Annotated in this window: 23 protein-coding genes; 9 read left to right on the forward strand and 14 right to left on the reverse strand. The window is 34.0% G+C overall.

Features of this window, described 5'->3' with window-relative positions:
* Nucleotides 1-204: 204 nt before the first annotated feature.
* A complete protein-coding gene (locus tag F1Z66_RS05765) occupies nt 205-741 on the reverse strand; it encodes a SixA phosphatase family protein (RefSeq protein WP_149862662.1) in 537 nt (178 codons plus the stop codon).
* Between the two features lie 182 nt (nt 742-923).
* On the opposite strand from F1Z66_RS05765, the gene F1Z66_RS05770 reads away from it, so the two are divergent.
* Nucleotides 924-1,178 (forward strand): hypothetical protein, encoded by a 255-nt coding sequence (locus F1Z66_RS05770; protein WP_149862663.1) that lies wholly within the window; start codon nt 924-926, stop codon nt 1,176-1,178.
* A gap of 770 nt (nt 1,179-1,948) precedes the next feature.
* The gene (locus F1Z66_RS05775) at nt 1,949-2,308 is read left to right on the forward strand and encodes a hypothetical protein (RefSeq protein ID WP_149862664.1); all 360 of its coding nucleotides are present in this window, start codon (nt 1,949-1,951) and stop codon (nt 2,306-2,308) included.
* Nucleotides 2,309-2,500: 192 nt separating this feature from the next.
* Here F1Z66_RS05775 and F1Z66_RS05780 read toward each other — a convergent pair whose 3' ends face one another.
* Nucleotides 2,501-3,145: a translation initiation factor IF-6 gene (locus F1Z66_RS05780; RefSeq protein ID WP_159357625.1), complete on the reverse strand. Its 645-nt coding sequence runs from the start codon at nt 3,143-3,145 to the stop codon at nt 2,501-2,503.
* Between the two features lie 134 nt (nt 3,146-3,279).
* On the opposite strand from F1Z66_RS05780, the gene F1Z66_RS05785 reads away from it, so the two are divergent.
* On the forward strand, nt 3,280-3,930 hold the full coding sequence (locus F1Z66_RS05785; RefSeq protein WP_149862666.1) for a hypothetical protein: 651 nt from the start codon (nt 3,280-3,282) through the stop codon (nt 3,928-3,930).
* 29 nt (nt 3,931-3,959) lie between these two features.
* On the opposite strand, the gene F1Z66_RS05790 is transcribed toward F1Z66_RS05785, so the two are convergent.
* From F1Z66_RS05790 to leuC, 3 genes are all read right to left on the reverse strand, one after another.
* Entirely contained in the window at nt 3,960-4,268 is a 309-nt protein-coding gene (locus F1Z66_RS05790) for a hypothetical protein (RefSeq protein WP_149862667.1), read from the reverse strand.
* Nucleotides 4,269-4,390: 122 nt separating this feature from the next.
* Nucleotides 4,391-5,002, reverse strand: a complete 612-nt coding sequence (gene leuD, locus F1Z66_RS05795; protein WP_149862668.1) for a 3-isopropylmalate dehydratase small subunit — start codon at nt 5,000-5,002, stop codon at nt 4,391-4,393.
* 48 nt (nt 5,003-5,050) lie between these two features.
* Nucleotides 5,051-6,466 carry a 3-isopropylmalate dehydratase large subunit gene (gene leuC / locus F1Z66_RS05800; protein ID WP_149862669.1) on the reverse strand — a complete coding sequence of 472 codons (1,416 nt, stop codon included), beginning with the start codon at nt 6,464-6,466 and terminating at the stop codon, nt 5,051-5,053.
* A 102-nt stretch (nt 6,467-6,568) separates the two neighbouring features.
* Between leuC and F1Z66_RS05805 the strand changes: the two genes are divergently transcribed.
* Nucleotides 6,569-7,231: a proteasome subunit beta gene (locus tag F1Z66_RS05805; protein ID WP_149862670.1), complete on the forward strand. Its 663-nt coding sequence runs from the start codon at nt 6,569-6,571 to the stop codon at nt 7,229-7,231.
* A gap of 10 nt (nt 7,232-7,241) precedes the next feature.
* Here F1Z66_RS05805 and F1Z66_RS05810 read toward each other — a convergent pair whose 3' ends face one another.
* The 4 genes from F1Z66_RS05810 to F1Z66_RS05825 all read right to left on the reverse strand — a co-directional run bounded on the left by F1Z66_RS05810 (nt 7,242) and on the right by F1Z66_RS05825 (nt 10,163).
* Nucleotides 7,242-8,849 carry a tRNA-ribosyltransferase family protein gene (locus tag F1Z66_RS05810; protein ID WP_201448636.1) on the reverse strand — a complete coding sequence of 536 codons (1,608 nt, stop codon included), beginning with the start codon at nt 8,847-8,849 and terminating at the stop codon, nt 7,242-7,244.
* 14 nt (nt 8,850-8,863) lie between these two features.
* Nucleotides 8,864-9,277, reverse strand: a complete 414-nt coding sequence (locus F1Z66_RS05815; protein ID WP_149862672.1) for an Lsm family RNA-binding protein — start codon at nt 9,275-9,277, stop codon at nt 8,864-8,866.
* 41 nt (nt 9,278-9,318) lie between these two features.
* On the reverse strand, nt 9,319-9,906 hold the full coding sequence (locus F1Z66_RS05820; RefSeq protein ID WP_159357624.1) for an adenylate kinase family protein: 588 nt from the start codon (nt 9,904-9,906) through the stop codon (nt 9,319-9,321).
* A 74-nt stretch (nt 9,907-9,980) separates the two neighbouring features.
* On the reverse strand, nt 9,981-10,163 hold the full coding sequence (locus F1Z66_RS05825; protein ID WP_149862674.1) for a hypothetical protein: 183 nt from the start codon (nt 10,161-10,163) through the stop codon (nt 9,981-9,983).
* Nucleotides 10,164-10,319: 156 nt separating this feature from the next.
* On the opposite strand from F1Z66_RS05825, the gene F1Z66_RS05830 reads away from it, so the two are divergent.
* Nucleotides 10,320-11,276, forward strand: a complete 957-nt coding sequence (locus F1Z66_RS05830; RefSeq protein ID WP_149862675.1) for a hypothetical protein — start codon at nt 10,320-10,322, stop codon at nt 11,274-11,276.
* A 274-nt stretch (nt 11,277-11,550) separates the two neighbouring features.
* Nucleotides 11,551-13,203 (forward strand): hypothetical protein, encoded by a 1,653-nt coding sequence (locus F1Z66_RS05835; RefSeq protein ID WP_149862676.1) that lies wholly within the window; start codon nt 11,551-11,553, stop codon nt 13,201-13,203.
* Nucleotides 13,204-13,276: 73 nt separating this feature from the next.
* Here the strand turns inward: F1Z66_RS05835 and radA are convergent, their stop codons facing one another.
* From radA to F1Z66_RS05850, 3 genes are all read right to left on the reverse strand, one after another.
* Nucleotides 13,277-14,383, reverse strand: coding sequence for a DNA repair and recombination protein RadA (gene radA / locus F1Z66_RS05840; RefSeq protein WP_195907488.1), 1,107 nt, complete (start codon nt 14,381-14,383; stop codon nt 13,277-13,279).
* A 79-nt stretch (nt 14,384-14,462) separates the two neighbouring features.
* Complete coding sequence (locus tag F1Z66_RS05845) at nt 14,463-15,215, reverse strand: hypothetical protein (RefSeq protein ID WP_149862677.1); 753 nt, start codon at nt 15,213-15,215, stop codon at nt 14,463-14,465.
* Nucleotides 15,216-15,600: 385 nt separating this feature from the next.
* Nucleotides 15,601-16,551, reverse strand: coding sequence for a hypothetical protein (locus F1Z66_RS05850; protein ID WP_149862678.1), 951 nt, complete (start codon nt 16,549-16,551; stop codon nt 15,601-15,603).
* 188 nt (nt 16,552-16,739) lie between these two features.
* On the opposite strand from F1Z66_RS05850, the gene F1Z66_RS05855 reads away from it, so the two are divergent.
* Both F1Z66_RS05855 and F1Z66_RS05860 read left to right on the forward strand, forming a co-directional pair.
* On the forward strand, nt 16,740-17,618 hold the full coding sequence (locus tag F1Z66_RS05855) for a hypothetical protein (RefSeq protein ID WP_149862679.1): 879 nt from the start codon (nt 16,740-16,742) through the stop codon (nt 17,616-17,618).
* 194 nt (nt 17,619-17,812) lie between these two features.
* On the forward strand, nt 17,813-18,376 hold the full coding sequence (locus F1Z66_RS05860) for a methane monooxygenase/ammonia monooxygenase subunit C (RefSeq protein WP_144732171.1): 564 nt from the start codon (nt 17,813-17,815) through the stop codon (nt 18,374-18,376).
* Between the two features lie 328 nt (nt 18,377-18,704).
* Here the strand turns inward: F1Z66_RS05860 and F1Z66_RS05865 are convergent, their stop codons facing one another.
* Complete coding sequence (locus tag F1Z66_RS05865; RefSeq protein WP_149862680.1) at nt 18,705-19,184, reverse strand: hypothetical protein; 480 nt, start codon at nt 19,182-19,184, stop codon at nt 18,705-18,707.
* A gap of 1 nt (nt 19,185) precedes the next feature.
* Nucleotides 19,186-20,664: an RtcB family protein gene (locus tag F1Z66_RS05870; RefSeq protein WP_195907489.1), complete on the reverse strand. Its 1,479-nt coding sequence runs from the start codon at nt 20,662-20,664 to the stop codon at nt 19,186-19,188.
* 88 nt (nt 20,665-20,752) lie between these two features.
* Here F1Z66_RS05870 and purB point away from each other — a divergent pair, with 88 nt between their 5' ends.
* Entirely contained in the window at nt 20,753-22,120 is a 1,368-nt protein-coding gene (purB, locus tag F1Z66_RS05875; protein ID WP_149862681.1) for an adenylosuccinate lyase, read from the forward strand.
* Nucleotides 22,121-22,230 lie beyond the last annotated feature (110 nt).

Consider the following 22,230-nt stretch of genomic DNA (forward strand, 5'->3'; position numbering starts at 1 on the left):
GATAGAACCGAATGCTTTGATGACTACTTTCCGTGTAGAATGAAGAATTGTAAGTTAAAGCATGTAAGCAACTGGTTAAATCTCTTTGTCGTCGATTATCATAACAAGGAGTTAAAACGCGTTAACTAAACAGAGCCAATTATTTGCAAATTTGCACTTACCAGTATCGATAGAAGATATCGAATTGAAAAGATACGGCAAAAACTAATCGTTATTCTTTTTCAATTTTTTTGGTCGCCAAATATTGACTATTTCAGGTTTTGATCCAGAATGATGGATCACTTTATTCCAACTTGCTACATTAAGCTTAATTTGTACAAGTGTGCAGGTAGGGAGGCTCACAGTTTTATTTGTTAAAAGACTTAACAACTGTTCTAAGGTTGGGTTGTGTCCAACTATCAAAAGTTTATTTTTATCTTCATGGGAAGTAGTAATAGCTTGAATATAAGAAGTGGTATCTCCCTCATGCAAAGAAAAATTTACTTCAACTATCCCATCGTAGCCGCTTTGTCTACATAGGAGTGTAGCAGTTTCTATAGCACGAAGAGCAAAAGATGTAATAATCATATCAGGCATTAAATCCATACTCTTTAAATATTCACCCATCTTGACAGCTTCGTTTCTGCCTCGCTTATTAAGAGGTCTATCAAGATCATTCAACTTTTTGTTTTTCCAGCTTGATTTTGCATGTCTAAGAATTAGTAAAACTTTGTTACTATTTTGCTCCCTGTTTACATGCATGAACTAATTATCAAAAACATCTTAAAAAGTTTACCTTAGTTTTTTAGCTTTTCAATTTTATTTGCTCCATTGACTTTCCTATATAAAGAAATAGAGTGGATGAACTTAACAGTCACAATATCTATATGATCTATATTCAATTCAGATAATAGTTATGATGTGATATAGAAGATAAGAGACAAATGAAAAAAATATTTAATGGATCAAGTTTGAGAGTCTCTGATATTCTAACAGAGATCTTTATAGATATTCACGGTCATGAGATTCAATTTGAAAAGACAGGAAAATTTCAATATTCATCCGTTTACAATATTAATTGTAACCGTAAATATGAAATTGATTTGAGTTATTTAAGAGTTAATGTTAAAGAGATAAAAATTCCCTCAGATCAGGTTGTTTACAACGATAACTACTACCCAAATAACACACAAAATTAAGAATCACAGATTGTTAGAAAGTAACAATTTTACTTTAAATTTTTTCTTGAATCTTTTGAATATACAGTTCAAGTCTGTATTTAGGTTATAAGAATCGACGGACGTCTAATATTGATTAAATGCATATGAATGGCTCATTTCAAGGAGGAATATATTTAATAGTTACTAAATCAGTAAAGTTGACTGACTTAATTCGTTATAGCATTCGCTTTAGATTACTGTCACTATCTATGTGTTCGGAATCTTTTACCACAATAAATTGATTCTTGTAATATCTTTGAATATTTTCATAATTTGAGTAGATCCATTCGTAGTCATTTTTTTTAATTTATAACTTGTCTATCTCAGAGTTCATCAAGCAATTTGGATCCATATATGTTGATACTTTCTAGTTACGATTCCTAATAATCTTAATGCATATAATCTACATATATGGACCTAATATTTATAACAAATTTAGTTGAAATTGACCTTTGTCAACCCCCAACTTTCAGAAATTATATATCCAAAGACTAGAGGGATTTTTGCTGAAGAAACTGTCCACTTGTCTCCGGATATCTTTATTTAGTCAATTTTTTGTTCTTTTTAAATTATTCATCATTATTTCAAATATTTTTTTGGGCTTTGTTCTGCAACTTTTCCACAAAATGTATCGACCATCTTATTTTGGTTAAGCTGAAAAAACAATATTATTACTCAAACTAATAACAAATAGATTAACTATCAAATTTTAATCAAGATTTTTATTATAATTGTATCATGAAAATATCATGATAGAGAATAGTAATAGTAATAGTACAAGTACTAGACGAAATTCTACATCCAAAGTTAAGAAAGACAATAAAAATTCATTAGATTCTACAAAGAACTCAAAAAAGCCTGCAGTAATTGCAGCACCTTCAACAGGTCACACCAAAGTTAAGAAAGACAATAAAAATTCATTAGATTCTACAAACGACAAAAGCACTAGTATTACATCTGTAGATTTAGACAAAATAACTAATACAAAAAAAGAAAACAAGGAAAAAGAGCAATTATCCTATTTCGAGAAACAAGTATTAAAAGAGTTAAAAGGTATTAAAAAGGCTTCAAAGAATATCCTCAAAACGATAAAAAAATTCAATGTGTAAGAAAATTGCAATGGTGAGTAGTTACCTCTTCACTCTCAACGTGCATTAGAAAACCAAAGCAATATAACTTTAATTTTAGTAACATAAATCAATTGTAATAAATAAAAATATTTGACTTCAAATATCTAAATAATACATATCTGTCAACAAAAAGGGACAGGATTGTTAAATGTCTCTTTCAATAATTCTTGACTACATCCTAAAGGCCCTGCTTAACATAATTAACTCAGGTCCAGTGGTTAATGTTCCAACTATCAAGGATCTTGAATTCCAAATCATACCAGAAGATAAGTATGGAATACCGCCATTGATGGTCAATGGTTCTGCCTCAACCTTTAGAACTGATGAAATTACGTCCACTTCTTGTTCTGTTGCTTTAGGATGCACGGCTGCACCAGTATTTGTAGAAACCACTGTCGAACCAGTTTGATTAAATTCAGCAACTGACATAGTATGAACCTCAACTCCCAAAATGTCGCCTATATATTTGTCAAATTCACCCTTAAAAAGAGGAGATATTATTGCCCCTTTGTCATTAGTAGAAATAAGGTTGCCAACAGCTGTATACTTAGAATCGAGTTTAGCTACATTCAATCCTGTCAAGCGTTTAAGGTAAATCAATTCATCTTCAGACGCAGTCGATGGAAGTATCATCCCATTGTTATTTAATACTACCATCGGACCAATAATTCGATTTCCTGCGATCGAAACATAAATGGGTTCAGTTTCCATAATTTCTGTAATTTTCTTTAATTTTGTCTCAGCATATCCGAAAGGTAAAAGTACAAATTTATCATTGGACTTTGCAAAGATACCTACGTTAGGGCTTTTGTACAAGTCATACCTGAAAATTCCCAAATAATTAAGAACAGTAGTAGATTATCATATGAACTTATTGATTAAAAATACGTGAAAAATAATTGGTAGAAATGTAAAAAAGTACTAATTATAATTAACTTGTACATCTTATTATGCCTGTAAAAAAAATCAATGTAGTTATTCTTGCTTTGACTTTTTCTCTTTCTATAATATTCATAAATTTCACTTTCGAATCCAATTCTGAAGTAGATAAGACAGAATTCTCATCATTTTTACTTGGCAATAAAGAAGCATTAGCTCAGCAATTAAGCTGGACTAACTATACGACGGACAATGGTGTTGACTGGAAGCTTAATACCAATGTTCCTCCTGACTGGCAGATTACAGAAGACGAGAAGAATGAATCAGGACTGACTACCAATACGGTTGTTTTAATTTCTCCCAAGGAAAACCCCAATGATTTGTTTCAGGAAAATATTGTTCTTAGTATCAAATCGTTTACTGATAACATAGGGTCCAATGAAACTCTAAATACCCAAGATATCATAGAAAAACTCCAAAGCCAATACACCATGTTTAAATTTAATAATATTTCAAAAACAAAAATAGACAATCTAAGGAACCTCGGCGATAGCATAGTATATGAATTTAAAGACTCTGGATTACTTTTTAAAACCAAACAAGTTTTTCTAACAGAGGGCAAAACTATCTATATATTTTCTTTGCTAGCAGAACAGAAGGAATATAGCAAGTACTCTTTGATTTTTGACCAGGTGTTAAAAAGCATTCATTTCTCAAACTAGCAGGAAAAGGTCTTTTGGTATACAAAGAGCTAATTTTCAGTATTCACCAAACCAGTGTAAATTTGGGTATCTATGATATTAGTAAAGCTAGCCGTTAAAACATCCGTCATTTCCGCTTTACTGTATGATGGCGAAGATGAAGACAAATCCAGTATGTTGACATTTGTAAATTGGGATGCAGATGATTTTTCAATATTGCCGATTTGATCAGTAGCTGTACTGTGTATCGAATCTAGCAGGTAATTATTTGCAAAGGCGGATTGGACAACTGTCAAATTTCCAATAACAATAATCGACAAGATCATTAAGAGAGACGATTTTAGTGTAAGTATCTTCATATCTTACAGACAGTATTTTATTTCTTATAAGAAACTCTTCAATTGTTACAATAGCAAATCTAATTAGATTTTACCTTTACAAAAGTAATTAAATTTTCTTTAAGAATATTTTCCCTTAATGTTTATAATAAAGTGTTTGGCTTTACGGTAAGAATTCTATTTATATCCTGCTTCTCGTAGTCTTTAATGTAATCCTCAAGTTGCAAAGTCCTCGATATTTCATCCGTCCCATTTTCTAATGAACTCTTTAAAGTAGGATCGATTTCAAATCGATATATTTGAGAATTTATTGTTATTTGTTGTTGTGACAAATCAATATCAAACACATAATTTGTTTTGGTAGAGAAAAAATCTTCGATTATTTCTTTATCCATCTTAATAACCAAAACTCCGTTTTTGAAGCAATTATTATAAAAAATATCTGCAAACGATACACCCAATACTACTTTGAATCCATAATCCTTAAGAGCCCAAACAGCATGTTCTCGGGAGCTACCGATACCAAAATTTTCACGAGTCAAAAGTATCTGCCTTCCTTGGTATTCGGGTACGTTTAATGCAAAATCTTTGGTCGGAATCCCTTCTTTATCATATCGCCAATTAAAAAACAAATACTCGCCATATCCGGTCTTTCCCAAAAGTTTCAAAAACTGTTTAGGAATTATTTGATCAGTATCAATATTGGCAATATCCAGAGGAACTACCTTGCTTTTCAGATTCTTAAATGGTTCCATAATAATTCAAGTACCTCTGTTTAACAAATTGAAAATAGTTATTTGAATCTAAACCCACTCCCTAACATCGACGAATTTTCCGGCAATAGCTGCAGCTGCAGCCATCAATGGACTGACTAGATGAGTACGTCCACCGGCTCCTTGTCTTCCCTCAAAGTTTCTATTAGAAGTACTTGCACACCTTTCACCTGCTTGTAGAATATCAGGGTTCATACCTAAACACATACTGCATCCAGGTTCTCGCCATTCAAAACCCGCTTCAGTAAATATTTTGTCCAATCCAAGTTTTTCAGCGGTCATCTTTACTTGTTGTGATCCAGGGACAACCATTGCCTTAACGTGTGATGAAACTTTTTTACCCTTCACCACCTGAGAAGCCTCTATCAAATCCTCTAGTCTTGCGTTGGTACAAGAACCTATAAACACTCTATCAATAGAAATATCTGTTATCGGGACTCCAGGCTTTAAATCCATGTACTCTAAAGCTTTGACAGCAGATTTTCTTTCTTCATCATTTCCTTTAGAAAAATCATCGGGTGATGGAATCACAGAATCCACATCAATAGTCATGGCGGGATTAGTGCCCCATGTAACTTGAGGAGCAAGATGATCTATGTCTATAGAAAAGGTCCGATCGTATTTGGCACCATTGTCGGACCTCAAATTCTTCCAGTCACTAATCAATTGTTCAAACAGTTCTCCTTTGGGAGCGTATATTTTTTCTCTCAAGTATTCAAAAGTGGTATCATCAGGTCCTACAAGTCCAGCCCTAGCTCCTCCTTCGATTGACATATTACATATGGTCATGCGTTTTTCCATTGACAAAGATGAAACATAATCTCCCTTGTACTCAATTACTGATCCAGATCCACCAGATGTACCTATTTTTCTAATAATGTTTAAAATAACATCCTTAGATGAAATGCCATTTTTATTATTTAGTCCGCCGTTTAATACGATTTCAAAATTTTTGGATTTTTTCATCCACAAACATTGGGTCGCCAGCACGTGTTCAACTTCACTGGTGCCTATACCAAATGCCAAGGATCCGAACGCACCATGTGTTGAGGTATGGCTATCTCCACAGACTATCGTACTTCCAGGAAGTGTTAATCCTAATTCTGGACCGATTACATGTACTATTCCCTGATATTTGTTATGAATATCAAACAAAGGAATTCCAAACTCTTTACAATTATTTTCTAAAGTCTTGATTTGAAGTGATGAGGTTTGATCGATAATTGGCAAGGATCTATCAGTAGTAGGAACGTTATGATCCACAGTAGCAAAGGTAAGATCTGGTTTTCTAACTCGTCTGTTATTGATCCTAAGACCGTCAAAGGCTTGAGGTGAAGTAACCTCATGTACATAATGCCTATCGATATATAATAGCGAAAGATTACTACTTTCATCAGAGTATACTACATGATTATCCCAAATCTTGTCATACAGTGTTTGTGGCAAATATAACATATATTATAACAAAAGTGATATAATATTATTTTGTAATCAATACCTAAGAAGAATTAACAATGCTTAAATGTAGTCTTTCATCACCAGATCTAAATGCACGTTAAAGATGAGCGATATCCTCAATACATTTTAGATCAAATTAAAAAGGGAACGACTACTTGTGCTCTGACATGTAGTGACGGTGTTGTATTAGCTGCTGATACAAGAGCAAGTGCAGGGTTATTTATTGCAGACAGGCATGTTATGAAAATACAAAAGGTTGACAATCACTTAGGCATGACCATAGCCGGTGGTGTTGCAGATGCCCAGAATCTCGTCGATACAATGAGATATAATTCTAATATTTACAGATTATCTAAAAGAGAGCCAATACCAGTAAGCTCTGCTGCAAGACTATGTTCTAATATTTTGTTTAATCAAAGATATTTTCCATATTATGTACAAATCATCATGGGAGGATTTGATTATCGTCAACAAAAGGGACAAATCTACAACATAGACTTGTTTGGTTCCATAACTACAGAAAGTTTTATTTCCACAGGTAGTGGATCACCCGTAGCTTATGGATATCTCGAATCAGAGTTTAGAGAAGGTATGAGCGTAAACGAGGCATATAAAGTGGCAATCCAAGCAATTGCAGCAGCAATACGAAGAAATGCAGGCACTGGAGATAGCATAAATGCCGTAATAATCGATAAAGACGGATATAAAGAACTATCTAAAGAAATAAAGGATAGTGTGGGCGCAAAGTTCTAGAAATCCAATTTTACCTTAATTTTACTTTAAAGCTTTCAAAGTCTTCGATTTTTACTTCTGTTGATTCAGGGGTTCTCAAATGAGGAATTAGGCCATTCATAAATTTGTTTGATACAATGTAAATCGATTTAAATGTATGATTTTTCAAAAATGAATTTAGCAAATTTAAGAACTCTGTGTAATCAGTGGATCTATATTCATCAAAATTTTTTACAAATACATTATGTGATGCCGGGTATATATCAGAAATTTCTACAGGAATTAGGCCAAAAAAAGGGTTGTAAAGACAAATAGAAGTATCAGGAAATTCTTCATAAAGTCTTTTGAGAATTGATGATGAATAAAAAGGCCTTACCGCATGGTCTGGATATAATAATAGAGAATTCCTTTTCGCCGGAAAACTATAGTTATTAATCAGCATTTTTCGAAAGTTCTTAAGTTCTGGTCGAAATTGGTCGATTGGTTCAAATAGGTATATGGCTTTCTGCTTGAATAACGGAGTACCCTGTTGTATATATTCAAAGTTCTTTATAGCATGGATGGCGTCCATTAGTTTTGGATGAGATCGTGCTTTTTGAAGCACATATTCCCATAATCGGCCATCATAAATAGCTTGTTTAACTGCAGACATTTCCTGTTTTAGAACATACAAATTGTGTTTAGCAATATTTATGGTTCGTGTTATATCATCTTCTTCGTTTAATTCCTTAACTGTGTAATAGGAACAGACAGGACAGCAACATGGTAAATAGGTAAGATCTTCTAACCTTAGCGTTCCAGCAGAGCTCATGTATCTATTGGCTTTAGCATACAGTATGTAGGACGCAGAATCAAAAGTATCACAACCCAAAGCAACTGCCAAAGGTATTGTAAGAGGATGACCCGCACCGAACAAATGTATAGGCTTGTTGGATATAGTCAATTTAGTTGTCTCTATGAGTCGAGATAAAATAGAAAACTCATAAGATTCCATCAACTCTACTGGACTACCAATAGCAAAAAATGAAAACCCTCTTTTATCCAAAAATGAGGCAGATTGTCTGACCAAATCAAAATGCTCAGCGCCTTGAATAGTTCCAGTCCATAACTCACCTTTTGAGGATAACGGATCGTCTTTTGAAATTATATCGGGAGTATTAGTGTTGTAATCCCCCGCATTTTTAGATTTATTATTTCTTATTACTGCTATTGTTTCATCAACATTTGAATTAGTTTCATTCACATAAGATTTTGCAATATCAAATGATAAACCGTAACCAGTTGGTTTGTCCAAGGGTACGGGTACATCACTTCCTATATCAAGTTCAAACTGAGCCATAGTGGAAGGTGTAACATTAACTTTACCATATTCAAGTACTTGATATCCACCAGAATCTGTCATAATAGGACCATCAAAATTGACGATATCATGAATTCCTCGTTTTCTTGCTTCATCCCCATAGTGCTTGAATGTGATATATGCGTTAGTGATGATACATTGAAAACCAAGGGACTTCAAAAAATTAGGAGTGATTTGTTGCTTTACCGGATGAATAACCGGTACAAAAGCGGGAGTCTCAAATGAGCCATGAGGAGTAGATAATTTTCCAATTCGGGCCGCTAAATCGGTACATTTCACCTCAAATACCAAGATTAATTCTTTGACTCCCTAAGGAATTCATCGTAAATGGCTTTGACACGAGTGGCTGATAACCCTGAACCTTCTTCGATTCCAGACTCGGTAACCTTGATCTTATCCATTACAATAATAGCCCCAACATCCTCCCGGATCTTAACCAGACCTGGAAATACTCGGGATAATCTTTCAGCGAGAGCCTTTAAATTAAATGGTCTTTCCAAAAGTTTTACCTCTTTTACAAATAAACCGTTAATCATCAATTTTTGAATTTGTGGAGAATCCACATTATCTAAAATTAAATCAAATTTTTCATTGAGGCCGGTTAGAACGCCAGAATAAGTTTTATTGTCCGAAGTTTCAATAGAAACTTTTTTTCCTAAAAATTGTACGCTTTCTTCAGCAAATTTTCTTGAAATTAAAGCAGCCATAATCCAAGAGGATAAATATCTTAAGGTATATATATATGAAATCAGTTTAGGTGAGATTTAACTAAGTATTCCAACATGTCTGGATCATTTTGAACTAATGATAGCCAGTCTACTTCACCAAATGACCTTAATTTTTCATTTGAAATCATGGTGATAATTTTTTGTGCAGATAATGAAGGCAAAATATTAATGGAGTTTATTAATTCTGAAAGTTTTGAAAATTCGAATGTTTTTGACGAATCATATGAAATAAATCCTAAAATTTCGGCATTCATATTATCCTTGGTCTTAGAGGGCGAATATGATCTCTCATCATAAATTTTTTTTAGTTCGTAAGGAGATCTTCTCAAAATAATTACCAAGTCAACCAATTTAGAATCGATTACATACGGTGCAAGATGTCCCACTATTATCGAATTTTGAGATTTCCCCTCAGAAAGAATCAAAGAAAAATGATCCCTGGTTCTATCGGTATCCACCTCTAAACCTTCCGCATCATGAGAGGATATAGTCAATAAATTTTCTGAAAAAATAATCTTATTTATATCAAAGACGGATGCGTTGTCCAAAAAATTTGAAAGAGACTCAGCAACGGTGTGCTTTCCAACGCCGGGTGTGCCGGTAATCACAATTTTCAACCTACATTATCATTTCCATATAGGTTGTAAATTTTTAGATTCAATGATTTAATTGCGCCAGTCCATTAAGAATAATCATTAAAGAAATTATTTATATAATCAGTCAGGTCATCTCTTAATTTGATCACCTTTGCCCTCTTGTCACCATCCAGATTGGTGTGAAGCAATACGTCTAAACCTTCCACTAGATATTTTATATTGGAGAAAGTTAGCAAAGTCTTTTGATTGCTATCGGCATTTTCTACCACGATGATAATGGCCATTTGGAATTGTTAAAGTTTATGGTCGTAAATATTCTCATCAATTGCCATGATCATCATCCCGATCGTTGACTATTGAACTGGATGTATCATATAGAAAAATCTTGTCAAACTTTAATATATATATAATCATGCATTTCATTCATGATAAAAAGACTTGGGGTAATTTTTTCAGGACTTTTAATACTGTTATTATTATCAAATATTGGTTACAATACAGGCTTGCATGTATTTGCGCAAAATAATACAAATGCTACTGATTCGGTAGGTACTGTTTCTTCCCCAATCAGTGCAACATCCAACGCAACAAAGTTAGATGGCGGTATAAAAATTACTTCACCTGACAAAGGTGATCTAGTTCCCTTAAACTCCAATAAATCATTAGTTATTAACGGAGTTTCAAAAGATAATGCAACTTCTGATTGTGATGTAACTATCATATTAAATAATGTGAAACCATATCAGAATGTTCAACCAACAGGATTGGGAGGCTCCAATGACTATTCTTCATGGAAACATACACTTTCAAGCAATTACACCAGCATTAATGAGGGAAACAACAAGATAACATCTAAGATATACTGTGCAAACCTTGGAGGTCAGTCCTCTCAAGCTTATTATTCTGTTAACGTAACTGCAACCAACTTTACTCAAGCACAATTATCTAATTATGAAATGATGTTGAATTCATCAGCCAATTCAACAAACAGCAATGGTACTGCTGGAAACACTACTTTAGCTTCAGGAGTATTGCAACCAGCTGCACAAATCCAACAGTTCAATCAGAATACTGGAAGCGGACCAATCTGCTGCAATGTTGGCGGAGCTAGTACAACAACTCCAGTTGGCGGAGTCACATCTGCAACTGAATTAGGCAATGACGATACACCTGTGACTACTACTGACGACGAAGAGGAAGATGATGACAGCAGCAGAAATGACGATAACGAAGATGACAACAGTAATGATGATGACAGCAGCAGAAATGACGATAACGAAGATGACAACAGTAATGATAACGATAATGACAATGGAGGAGACATAATGGATAGTATTGAAGACTCGATAAGAGATAGCGGAATCGACTTTAGTTTCGATTAGCTATTACATCTGAAAGTCAGTCAACTTTCAAATTTTTTGTAATATTGTAATATTTTTTTAATCATTTCAATTTAAAAAATCCTTTTTCACCCCAGTAGTTGAATATATCCTTACAAGTAGAGTAAAATTATTAGGACCGAACATCTCGGCATTGGAACCAAAACCATAATTCTTATTCACCGAATCGTATTAGTCGGCCATATTCCTACTACAAAAAAATGAAATTTGACGGAAATGACGATATTTATAATATCCAATATTGCTCATCAATCTTATGTTAAGCAAAGATCAAGCAGACCAAATTATTGAACATTATGTGCTAGGTTATGCTAGGGATGAAATAGCTACGATGTTGAGGGTATCAACAGGATCAGTGTCAAATATTATAGGCAGATGGAGGAAGAGAAATGAAATCCCTGATGTTGACGAAATAAGACAGTTCATGAGGATGTTAAGAAAAACAAAATTGACTTTAAAACAATGTTCAGAGGGATTTAGAATGTTCCAGCTTATGAATAGATTTTCAACAGAAGAAAATGAAAATATCGACTTTGACCAAAATAATTTTACCACTTTTGTTGAAGAACTTTATGATGTATGTATAAAACATCAACTACTGCCAAACATGATAATATCTTGGTTCCGAGATTTAATAAAAATTTTATATGAATATCAACACAGAACAGAAAATAGTAATAACTCTAATCAACTCGAAGAGGATAATGATTATTCAAAATTGAAGAAATCGATTCCTCTAGCAACTACAATTTCTTCTTTAATTGAAGAAATGAAACAAGAGGTACAAGTTTGCAGAAAGAAGAAAAGAGAATTAGTTAAAGAAATCGATTCATATGTGATTATTTTAGATAATCTAAATAAAGAAATATCAAATTTAAAGCAAGATAAAATCTACTTCCTTTCCATGTATAGTACTTTTTCTATTGTAGACAAGTATCTGAAGGAGAATTGTAATATAGATCTGAGTACCGAATTAGAATTGTTTGCAAATGTGCTGAATGGTTTCAAGGAAAAAGGATATGATCTCAAGGCAATATTTGAAAAATACAATATAGCTACTGAAATTGATTGGGTAATAGATCAAAATAGAAAGACAGTAAACTCTCTACAAGAAGAAATAGAAGGATTACAGAAAAAGAAAAGCGATAATGAGGCACTTTTAGAGGCAAGTAGGAAGAATTGGGAGACATTCACTCAACTAGAGATAATGAAGTTTGGCTTAGAAGAACTCAAACAATTGTGGCTAATTGTAACAGATATTGCAATAAGTAGAGGAATAGATTCACATGAAGCGATTTCAGTATTTATTAGAGATGTAGAAGAAAACTATTATGAAAAGCTTCTATTCGAAAATAGAGTTATTCAGAAGAAAAAAGAATTAGAGATAACAAATAATCAGTTAATTTTAAATAGGCATATCCTTTCAGATCAACCTTTCATAGGAACATCAATGTCACAACTTTATCGAAACGGAATCACGGAGCATGACATTGTTGAACTTGTTCATTTATTCCAGAATAGTTTTTTGCGAAATGAACGAGATAAAAAATTAAGAACTGAAGCTTATTCAAATGAAACCTCAAAGAATAATGGATGGAAAGCACTAGCAGAAGATTTAAAAAAATATGATGGAATTAAGGAGGCAGTTAGATGGGAGACAATTAATCTAAATAAACTAAGAGACAAATATTCGGTATTAATAAAAGATATGAAGGATTTATCATACTTGTACCAAACTGCGTTTCATCTAATCAACTTATTAAATAATTCTTATTCTTATTTTAAAGGGTATTTTGATCAATGTCAAAACAAAAATATTTTTAATTTTATGCCTGGCAACAGACTAGTACCTCTTATCATCTTGGTATCCCACCCATCGAAGAACGATAAAGAGGAAGAAAGAGATTAGAATTATATGCCTTATATGACAAAAACAAAGAAGTAGGGATAGAAGGTTTCTCTATATCAAATCATTCGCCGTTTTACTTTCCTCTTTTTGAACTTGTCTCTTCTTCCAAATCATCTACTCCCCTCTCAGTTACTGTAAATTTAGTATCTGAGTAGGGATGATAAGGAGAATCGATCATCTTTGCAGTTCTATTTTCACCAGACTTTCTGAGATAGATCCTGTAAGTTGAAGCATGACCTAAAACATTTCCTCCCGCGGCCTTAGTTGGGTCACCAAAGAAGGTATCGGGTGAGGACTGTACCTGATTTGTTATTACAACAGTAATGTTGTAAATTTCTGCGAGTCGGATGATTTTGTGTAACATTCCATTCAGTCTTTGCTGTCTATCGGCAAGGGTACCTCTTCCTGCAAATTCTGCTCTATGTAATGATATAATACTATCTATTATAACTAGTCGTGCTTTGAAATCATTAATGTATTTACCGAGATCCTTTACAATTAGTTCAAGATGAGAGCTATTGTAAACTTTACAAACTGCAATGCTCTTTAACACACTAGCTGGATCTAATCCTCTAGACACTGCAATTTGATCTATTCTTTCTGGTCTGAAGGTTCCCTCAGTATCGATATAGATAGAACCGCTTCCATATCCTCCTTCCGAAACTGGCTGGCTAGCCATCACACAAAGTGTATGACATATCTGAGATTTTCCTGAACCAAATTCACCATAGAATTCAGTTACTGCTTGAGTTTCAACACCTCCAAGTAAAAGTCGATCTAATGCTTTTGATCCGGTAGTGCATCTTAACATCGATTTTCTTTTTTCTAAAGCAATATCAGCAGTAACGAATTCCTTGTCCAACAAATTGGAATCCCTCAATAGTTGTTGGGCTGCAATGATAAATGCCGCTGCACTCTCTTTTGAAGAATTAATTTCAACTGAAAGTTCTTCTGCACTTGCAACAGCAAGATCCATTACTGTCAGTATACCTGCATCCCTTAATTTTTTAGCAGTGGTAGGTCCAATACCTGGAATATCTTGAATATCCAAATCATCAATCATTGTAGGAATAGGTTTTGATTCTAGTTCATCATTGGTTGAGATTTCTGGGCTTTCGCTGGAAAGAGCATTGATAGCATCTTCTTCCTTTATCCTTTCACTATGCTTTTTTTCTGCCATGATATACTATAACATGCTATACAGATAATTAAATGATTGCGTAGTACAGTAATATCTCAAATAGGAACTAACATCAAGTTTAGTCATCTTCTTCTAGTATCAATAATTCATCATTTTTGAAATTCTTAAAAGAATCAGTAATTCCAAGTAATTCATTATTATAAAATATGTTGGCCACCAGTGCATCCCTGATAGTCAAATTAACAGTATTAATCTTAAATAATTGAATAGTAATTGGAACCTTGTTCATAAATATCTCATTATCAATCTTTACATCAACAAATCCATTGATAGGTGTGCTAGAGAATTGATTAAATCGGACAAGAGAATTATTGACACCATGGAAATTCAATAGTTCAACAAAATGCTTATCGATTCCATTAATAGTTATTAATTTGAAATTGGCGTGAAAATCAGTCACTAATCCTCTAGATACATTCAGAAACCAAACTCCCGAAACAAGTTTGGGATACAAGTAAAACAAATCAGTTTGTATGGTTTGGTTTCCATCAGCATTGCCTAGTTTTTGTTGGTAATTTTGTATTTCAACAGGCATGTGACTTTTTAAGTAACTTGGGCTTGGTGTTAGCACGGTTGCTAGTAACCCCTTTGTAAAAAAGGTATTAGAATTGTTGATAGCAGAAGAGGAGAAAGCGTTAGAGGATGGTTGGTTATTCGGATTTTGTGAGTATAGTGGGTTGCCCGGTAATAATAAATCGTCGCCGATTTGTGCATAGATTTTAGGAAAAGAATTATTAAAAAAAGTAGATACAATCCCCACTCCAAAATATGAAAATGATGAAAAAAGGGACAATAAGGTAATCGCAGTCACAATAGTAGCTACAAAAATAGTTAAAACAAATAAGAAAGATGTGACAGAATATCGATTACACAAATTTAGCTTTTAAATAAATCCATAATATAAAATGTTATTTGTAAAAATATGATTTATTAAATGATTATTTCATTCTACTGTTCTACGATGTAATTGCTAAGTCATGATAGACAAAATAAGATAAGATAAGATAAAAGAATTTGATCAATTTCGTATGGCAACCAATTAGCCGCTACTCCAAATTTTAGGAGTTGTTATCAGCAAGATAATATTATTGCTAGCAACTTAATTTGGCTTGATTTGACTTGACTGGACTTCTTACTGCACTTCCTATTTACTCGCCAATTACTCTAAATATCAAATATGGTATATCGCACTCCAATTACATAGGTGGCATCATAGACATGGTATGATTCATGGCTGTCCCCCCGCCCATTGCCATAGAGCCGTTTTTGGATGGCATTAGTGAAAAGGTCATCATACCATCAGTCTTGTTGTCATTATTTTTTAAATAATCGTTTGCAATTTGAAGTACTATTGGTTTAGTCATCATAAAGTGCACTACGTCTTTTGTTTGATTGTTTCCATCAACCATCAAAACATTGGTTACATCTTTACCATTTGCAAATCCCTTATATGCTCCATCAGCTGAAAGTATACTGAGTTTTGGAACATCAACTTCCTGATGAACAAACACGGTATTCTTTGGATCATTTAGTCTTTTAAGATCGTAATTAAATGGCATTGTGAAATTAATCGAATTCGTATTCTTGTTATATGTAATATTGCCTATCTCGTCATAATATGAAGTGACTTTTGTGAGTGTAGATTTACCATCTATATCTAAATTGACCGTCTTTGATGCTCCAATACTAAGCCAACTATCAAACTCAGGCTGTTGGTCATCGGGAATAATAGTACGTGAGAAATCTACAGTCACTATTCTAACAATGAAATTATACAGCCCACCTTCATAAAACACTGGCCCAGAAGCCACTACAGGAGAATTTGCTCTACTGGCGTATGCATTAAGAATCGGATCTAATTCACCATATACAGATATTCGATTTTGATTTTTGGGCTGCATTTCTATATACAAGTCACCGTCTGGATTAAAGAACCAGTCAGACAGCAAAGTTTTACCATCTTTTTTGATTGTAATGAAATAGGTAACCTCCTTAAACGTTTGATTTGTATTAGAATCAAATAGCTTAAATTCCACTGTTGGTCTTTGGCCCAAATCTTTTATTGTTTCTGTGGTTACTATAGGTGGATTCATTTTTATTAATAGATCAGCCTTTCGATCACCCAAAGAAGCTGACAGCTGTTCCATAAATAGTCCATCACCAAAAGCACTCTTTGAAGAGAGATAAAATGTTAGTAATGGGCTAGATAGTAATATAAAAATGAAAACCAAAGAAAAAACAAATCTCATATTATAAATTAAAAGTAATTTAATATATATAATTATTATCACAACTATAATAAAAATTATATCAACCAAAATGTACTGCTTGGTTAATGAATCGTTATTTACTTTTAGTCGTATCAATCACTTTAACTATTCAATTTCTCATACTTGCAGGTGGAATTTCGCCATTACAAAATGCATCAGGTCAGTCTAATTCAAGTGCAATAGCAACAACATCTGCTGCTGATACGACCGGCACGGTCACAGCAAACTATTTTGCAAGATTCAATTGCGGAGCCATAAACGATGACAGTGGTCCTCTGAGACCAGGAAAATATGACTCTGATATTACAATATTTAACAAAAAAGACTTCCCTGTAACAGTAATCTGGAAAGCAATTGCTGTAGACCAACAGTACAACAGCAATTACCACATCCTTACTGTGCCTTCAGAAAAAATAGTAAACGTTAATTGTGAAAAGATCCAGCCTTTTTCACAACTTAATAATAATAGTAGTAATAGTAGCAACAATAGTTCTGCAGGTAGGTTTACTGAAGGTGTTGTGAAAATCGAGATAAGTATAGACAACGGAATACTAGTAAATAATTTCCTTAATAATCAGAACAGCAATGAGATGATAAGTGCAGCAGAAATTGGAAATTTAGTGAATGTTGACGTTTTGCATACCGTAAATACACTGGACGACCTTAACAAAGAAGTTCTGTATCTAAAGACAGACTTTTCCCTTCCTAGCGACAACGGTATGGGCAGAAACAATTTCACAGCGGTATTTCATATTAGTCCGGACAAAATAATCGACCCGATCTCACTTATAAAGACTAAACTAGAATCGACAATATCAAACAACAACTCAACTATAAAAGAAAGGGTCTTGGATATACGGGTAACAGATAGTGAAGTTATCTCAGACACATTAACGGACAACCATGCACTAACCGTGCAAAGAGTAGAACCCATTATTTCTTGATATTATATAGTGATAATCATACACGTTTATCACTGATGTTTAACTTCAAATAATTTCTATAGGCGATAATATTATAATAATTATTTAATAAAATAGAGGTAATAATATTAATTACATATAAAACTACCGTATAGTTTATAATTTCTTTATTAAATATCTTATATAGTAGATCAATGAAGATAGATTGAAGATATATGGCACAAATGCCAGCATTAATTCCAAAGGAAGTAGAAATTCAAAGACTGAAAAAGATCTACTTAATGGTCATCATGCTAGGATCTATTGCTGCATCAGTAGAAGTTGATAACTTTGTTGATGGATCACTTCATCAAACAGCAATCAGAGACAGTGCATTCACACCTGCTCACTGGTGGTTATACAGCCACTTTATTGCATTACCATTAGGTTGGGGATTTGTAGCAATGTACGACAGAAGAGTACCAGTTTTAAGAGGACCAAACAATTCAATGAACACAGGTCTGAAGATAACCATTATCGGTTATTTGGCAACCATGTTCACAATTGGTATCAACGAAATGTGGCACTTCTGGTTTGTAGAAGAAATATTCTCAGTACCTAACCACTGGATGTTCAACATGGGTGTAGTCGTAGCTTTCATGGGTGCATTAGCCTATGTAGTTAGAGTATACGCACGTTTGGTGGAGCTTGGTGCGGAAACGCCTGCCAGAAATCCATACGTAGCAGAAATGTACAAACTAGCATTAGAAGGAAAACTCTACAGCAGATCAGTTCCTTAAATTTTTTTTTGTTTTTGTTCTAGTTCACTTTAATATCAATAGTTTTTAATTTTAGTTTTAATTATTTTTTGTTTTTGTTTTTGTTTTTGTTTTTACTTTTCTTTTAAATAATATAAATCAAATAGCAAATATCAAAAATCAATGTATCAGGATAACGTATTTGCAGTATTATATTATTAACGGCTGTTATCATCATTATTAATAATCCAGATCTTATGGTAGAAATAGAGATAGATGTTGATACTCTATAACTAGTTTTATATAAAATAAAAGTTACGTAATTTATAAGAAATCGATTACGTAACATCCTATATGGGATTTTACCTGCCTAAGATGGCTCATCAAGATCTGTATCCGTAGATTGCTTTAACTTTTCAGAAAAGCTTATGGTCTTACCATGATCAGATATGGAAATATTAGTGTTTACTCGGATGTTTAGTCCCAATGATCTATAGACGCTCAACATATCTCCACCAGATATTCTGGATATCTCTCCGAATCGTATTAATTCATTCAATCTCTTAATAATCATTCTAGTTTGGAATGGATATTGTTCTTCAGCTAGTTTTAGAACCTCATCACCTCTATCATACATATATCGCAAAAGAAATGTTCGTTCTGCGTCATTTCCGTCGGATTTTTGCTTATTTAGTTTATCTTGGAGTTCCAAATTTTCCTTTTCACGTTCTTTATTCCTTTCTCGTTCTTTTTCTTTAAATGCCATCTGTTCCTGTAACTTTTTCATCTTCCGTGCTTTAATACGTTCAAGATCCGGATCATCCATGACAGAATTCTTATCAGCGTCCAATTTAACCTTTAATCACTCCCAAAGGAACAAGTCTAACAACTTTAGTAGCAATGCCTACATTATGTGAAACATCAGCAACCAAATCCACATCCTTATAGGCATCCGGGGTTTCTTCAACCAGTCCATTCTTTGTCAAAGATCTAACATATATTCCACGAGACTCTAATTTTTTTCTTACACCATCCAATGTATAGGTTCTTTTTGCTTCAGACCTTGACATAGTTCTACCCGCACCATGTGCTGTTGACCCAAAGCTAAGATCCATTGATTTTGGTGAGCCCAAAAGAATCCAGCTTGCCGTACCCATTGATCCTGGAATTATTACAGGTTGACCTATTGAACGATATTTTGTGGGCAATTGTTCCATACCCGCTGGAAATGCCCGTGTGGCTCCCTTCCTATGCACAACTAAATCGCGTGATCCTTCCCCTTCAACTGTATGGCGTTCTACTTTCGCAATATTATGAGATACGTCATAAACCAAGTTCATTTCTAAATCCTGCTCACTAAGATTAAAAACACGTTGAAATGTCATCCTAGTCCAATGAGTTAGCATTTGTCTATTTGCCCATGCAAAATTCAATGCAGAAAACATTGATTTTCTGTAACTTTCGCCCTCTACAGAAGTATTAGGTACGCAGGCCAATTCTCTATCCACTACATTTAGCTCGTATTTCTTCATGGCTTGTTCAGATAACCTTAGGTAATCAGAACACACTTGGTGCCCAAATCCCCGCGATCCACAGTGGATCAAAATTTGTATCTCCCCTTCAAGTGTAATACCCATGGCTTTAGCAGCCTCTTTGTCTAAGATCTTATCTACTTTTTGGATCTCAAGGAAATGGTTTCCTGACCCAAGGCTTCCAAGTTGCATAGTACCCCTCTTTCTTGCATTTGTTGAAATATTAACAGGATCTGCTCCATGCATTTGGCCATTCTCCTCACATGATTCAAGGTCGGTTTCAATCCCATAACCATTTTCGACAGACCATTTTGCTCCATCAATTAACAGATCATCTAATTCGGAACTTGTAAGTTTAATTGCACCTTCACTCCCGACGCCAGTAGGAATAGCAGAAAATAATGAATCTATCAATTTCTTGAGATTTGATCGGATATCAGATTCTAACAAATTAGTTCTAATCAGCCTAACTCCACAATTAATGTCGTAACCAACTCCCCCTGGACTAATTATACCTTCTTCTAGATCAGAAGCAGCAACACCACCTACTGGAAAACCGTATCCCTCATGTCCATCAGGAAGTACTACCATATGTTTCCTGACACCGGGCAATGTCGTTACATTGACTGCTTGATCTAACGTTCTATCAAGAGCCATTTTTGTTATCAACAAATCATTTGCATATATAGTGACTGGAACATTCATCCCCAACTCAGATTCTTTATTAATTTGAAATTGGTTTTCCGAGATCTTGTTGACTACATGTTTACCATTTTTTGTTACTAATGAACCAGACATTATTCTCTTTAAGTTAGATATTCGAGTTTTGTCAAATATTAATCATCCTAAATAATAAATTAGATTGTCCTTATTTGATTTTAGACTAATGCCCATTTTACCTATAGACAGTGGAAGATATGGAACCAAAGAAATGAAGGCCATTTTTGAGGAAGAAAGTAAATTATTCTATGAGTTAACCTTTGAAGCATCAGTAGCTGATGCACAGGCCAAACTCAATATAATCCCTGCTGAAGCTGCAAAAGACATAAAGAATATTGTTTCATCTGGGAAAATAACTGTACAAAGAGTCAAAGAGTTAGAAAGCGCAAGTGATCACGACATTGCAGCTATAGTGGAGGCAATTAGCGAACTATGTTTAGACAGCTCCAAACCATGGATTCATTATGGTTTAACAAGTAACGATGTGGTTGACAGTAGTACATCCATGCAAATGCGAGATGTATTTAAGATTATTGAATCAAAGATAATACAATTAATAAAAGAGCTGCTAATTAAAGCGAAAGAATACCAAGATTTACCGTCAGTAGGCAGAACACATGGACAGCATGCAAGCATAACATCATTTGGACTCAAATTTGCAATTTGGTCAAACGAGTTTCTGGATCATCTTACAAGGATAAAAGAAGGGGAAAAAAGATTTCTTCTGTGCAAGACCCTAGGAGTTGTTGGAACTGGGTCCTTAATGAGAGAGAAAGCGTTAGAAGTTCAAAAATTAGTTTCACAGGACCTTGACTTGTACCCTACGGAGGCAGCAACACAAGTGGTATCAAGAGAAAGGTATGCAGAAATGATGTTTATCATTACTCTAATTGCTTCAACGTTGGATAAAATAGCCGTTGAGATTAGAAACCTACAGCGTAGCGAAATCGGAGAAGTCCAAGAATCATTTAAGAAAGGACAAATTGGAAGTAGCGCAGTGCCGGTTAAAAGAAATCCCATAAAAAGCGAGAGAGTTTCCTCTTTGGCCAGGATTATTAGGTCAAATCTGAACGTTTCTTTAGAAAATATTACGCTATGGCATGAGAGAGATTTGACAAATTCAGCCAATGAACGTTTCATAATTCCGATGGCCTCTATACTAATAGACGATATGATAGGAACAATGACAAGAATAATTTCTGGCCTCAAGGTAAACACAGACAGGGTTATGAAAAACATAGAGCTTACAAAGGGTCAGATATTTGCAGAATTTGTACTTCAGGGTTTGATATTGAAAGGTGTACCTAGATTTGACGCTTATAGAACTATTCAGTCAACAGCGTTTAAGGCATTAGAAAGCAATGAACATTTCTTTAAGGCATTAACGCTTGAACCAAGAATTATGGATAACATCAACGAAGAAGAGTTAAAAATGATCTTTAATCCCCAGACTCAGCTCTCAGCTTCAGAGAATATAATCGATAATATCGTATCCAAAGCCAAAACAATGAATGTTATACCTAACAAATCTTAAATCCAATAAACCATTTTCAACTACGGAATCAGATTGTTATCAGTGTACAATAGGTTTCATATTCCTAACGTCATTTAATCTTGCCAGAAAGTCAATGTCCTATGAAAAAT

Source organism: Candidatus Nitrosocosmicus agrestis (assembly GCF_008389435.1).
Lineage (GTDB): Archaea > Thermoproteota > Nitrososphaeria > Nitrososphaerales > Nitrososphaeraceae > Nitrosocosmicus > Nitrosocosmicus agrestis.

Coding starts and splice junctions, on each gene's coding strand:
- F1Z66_RS05775 (WP_149862664.1), top strand. CDS start 1,949: ATGATAGAGAATAGTAATAGTAATAGTACAAGTACTAGACGAAATTCT.
- F1Z66_RS05830 (WP_149862675.1), top strand. CDS start 10,320: ATGATAAAAAGACTTGGGGTAATTTTTTCAGGACTTTTAATACTGTTA.
- F1Z66_RS05860 (WP_144732171.1), top strand. CDS start 17,813: ATGGCACAAATGCCAGCATTAATTCCAAAGGAAGTAGAAATTCAAAGA.
- F1Z66_RS05770 (WP_149862663.1), top strand. CDS start 924: ATGAAAAAAATATTTAATGGATCAAGTTTGAGAGTCTCTGATATTCTA.
- F1Z66_RS05855 (WP_149862679.1), top strand. CDS start 16,740: ATGAATCGTTATTTACTTTTAGTCGTATCAATCACTTTAACTATTCAA.
- F1Z66_RS05790 (WP_149862667.1), bottom strand. CDS start 4,268: ATGAAGATACTTACACTAAAATCGTCTCTCTTAATGATCTTGTCGATT.
- F1Z66_RS05815 (WP_149862672.1), bottom strand. CDS start 9,277: ATGGCTGCTTTAATTTCAAGAAAATTTGCTGAAGAAAGCGTACAATTT.
- leuD (WP_149862668.1), bottom strand. CDS start 5,002: ATGGAACCATTTAAGAATCTGAAAAGCAAGGTAGTTCCTCTGGATATT.
- F1Z66_RS05850 (WP_149862678.1), bottom strand. CDS start 16,551: ATGGAACAGCTGTCAGCTTCTTTGGGTGATCGAAAGGCTGATCTATTA.
- F1Z66_RS05870 (WP_195907489.1), bottom strand. CDS start 20,664: ATGTCTGGTTCATTAGTAACAAAAAATGGTAAACATGTAGTCAACAAG.
- F1Z66_RS05765 (WP_149862662.1), bottom strand. CDS start 741: ATGCATGTAAACAGGGAGCAAAATAGTAACAAAGTTTTACTAATTCTT.
- purB (WP_149862681.1), top strand. CDS start 20,753: ATGCCCATTTTACCTATAGACAGTGGAAGATATGGAACCAAAGAAATG.
- F1Z66_RS05835 (WP_149862676.1), top strand. CDS start 11,551: ATGTTAAGCAAAGATCAAGCAGACCAAATTATTGAACATTATGTGCTA.
- radA (WP_195907488.1), bottom strand. CDS start 14,383: ATGGCAGAAAAAAAGCATAGTGAAAGGATAAAGGAAGAAGATGCTATC.
- F1Z66_RS05785 (WP_149862666.1), top strand. CDS start 3,280: ATGCCTGTAAAAAAAATCAATGTAGTTATTCTTGCTTTGACTTTTTCT.
- F1Z66_RS05805 (WP_149862670.1), top strand. CDS start 6,569: ATGCACGTTAAAGATGAGCGATATCCTCAATACATTTTAGATCAAATT.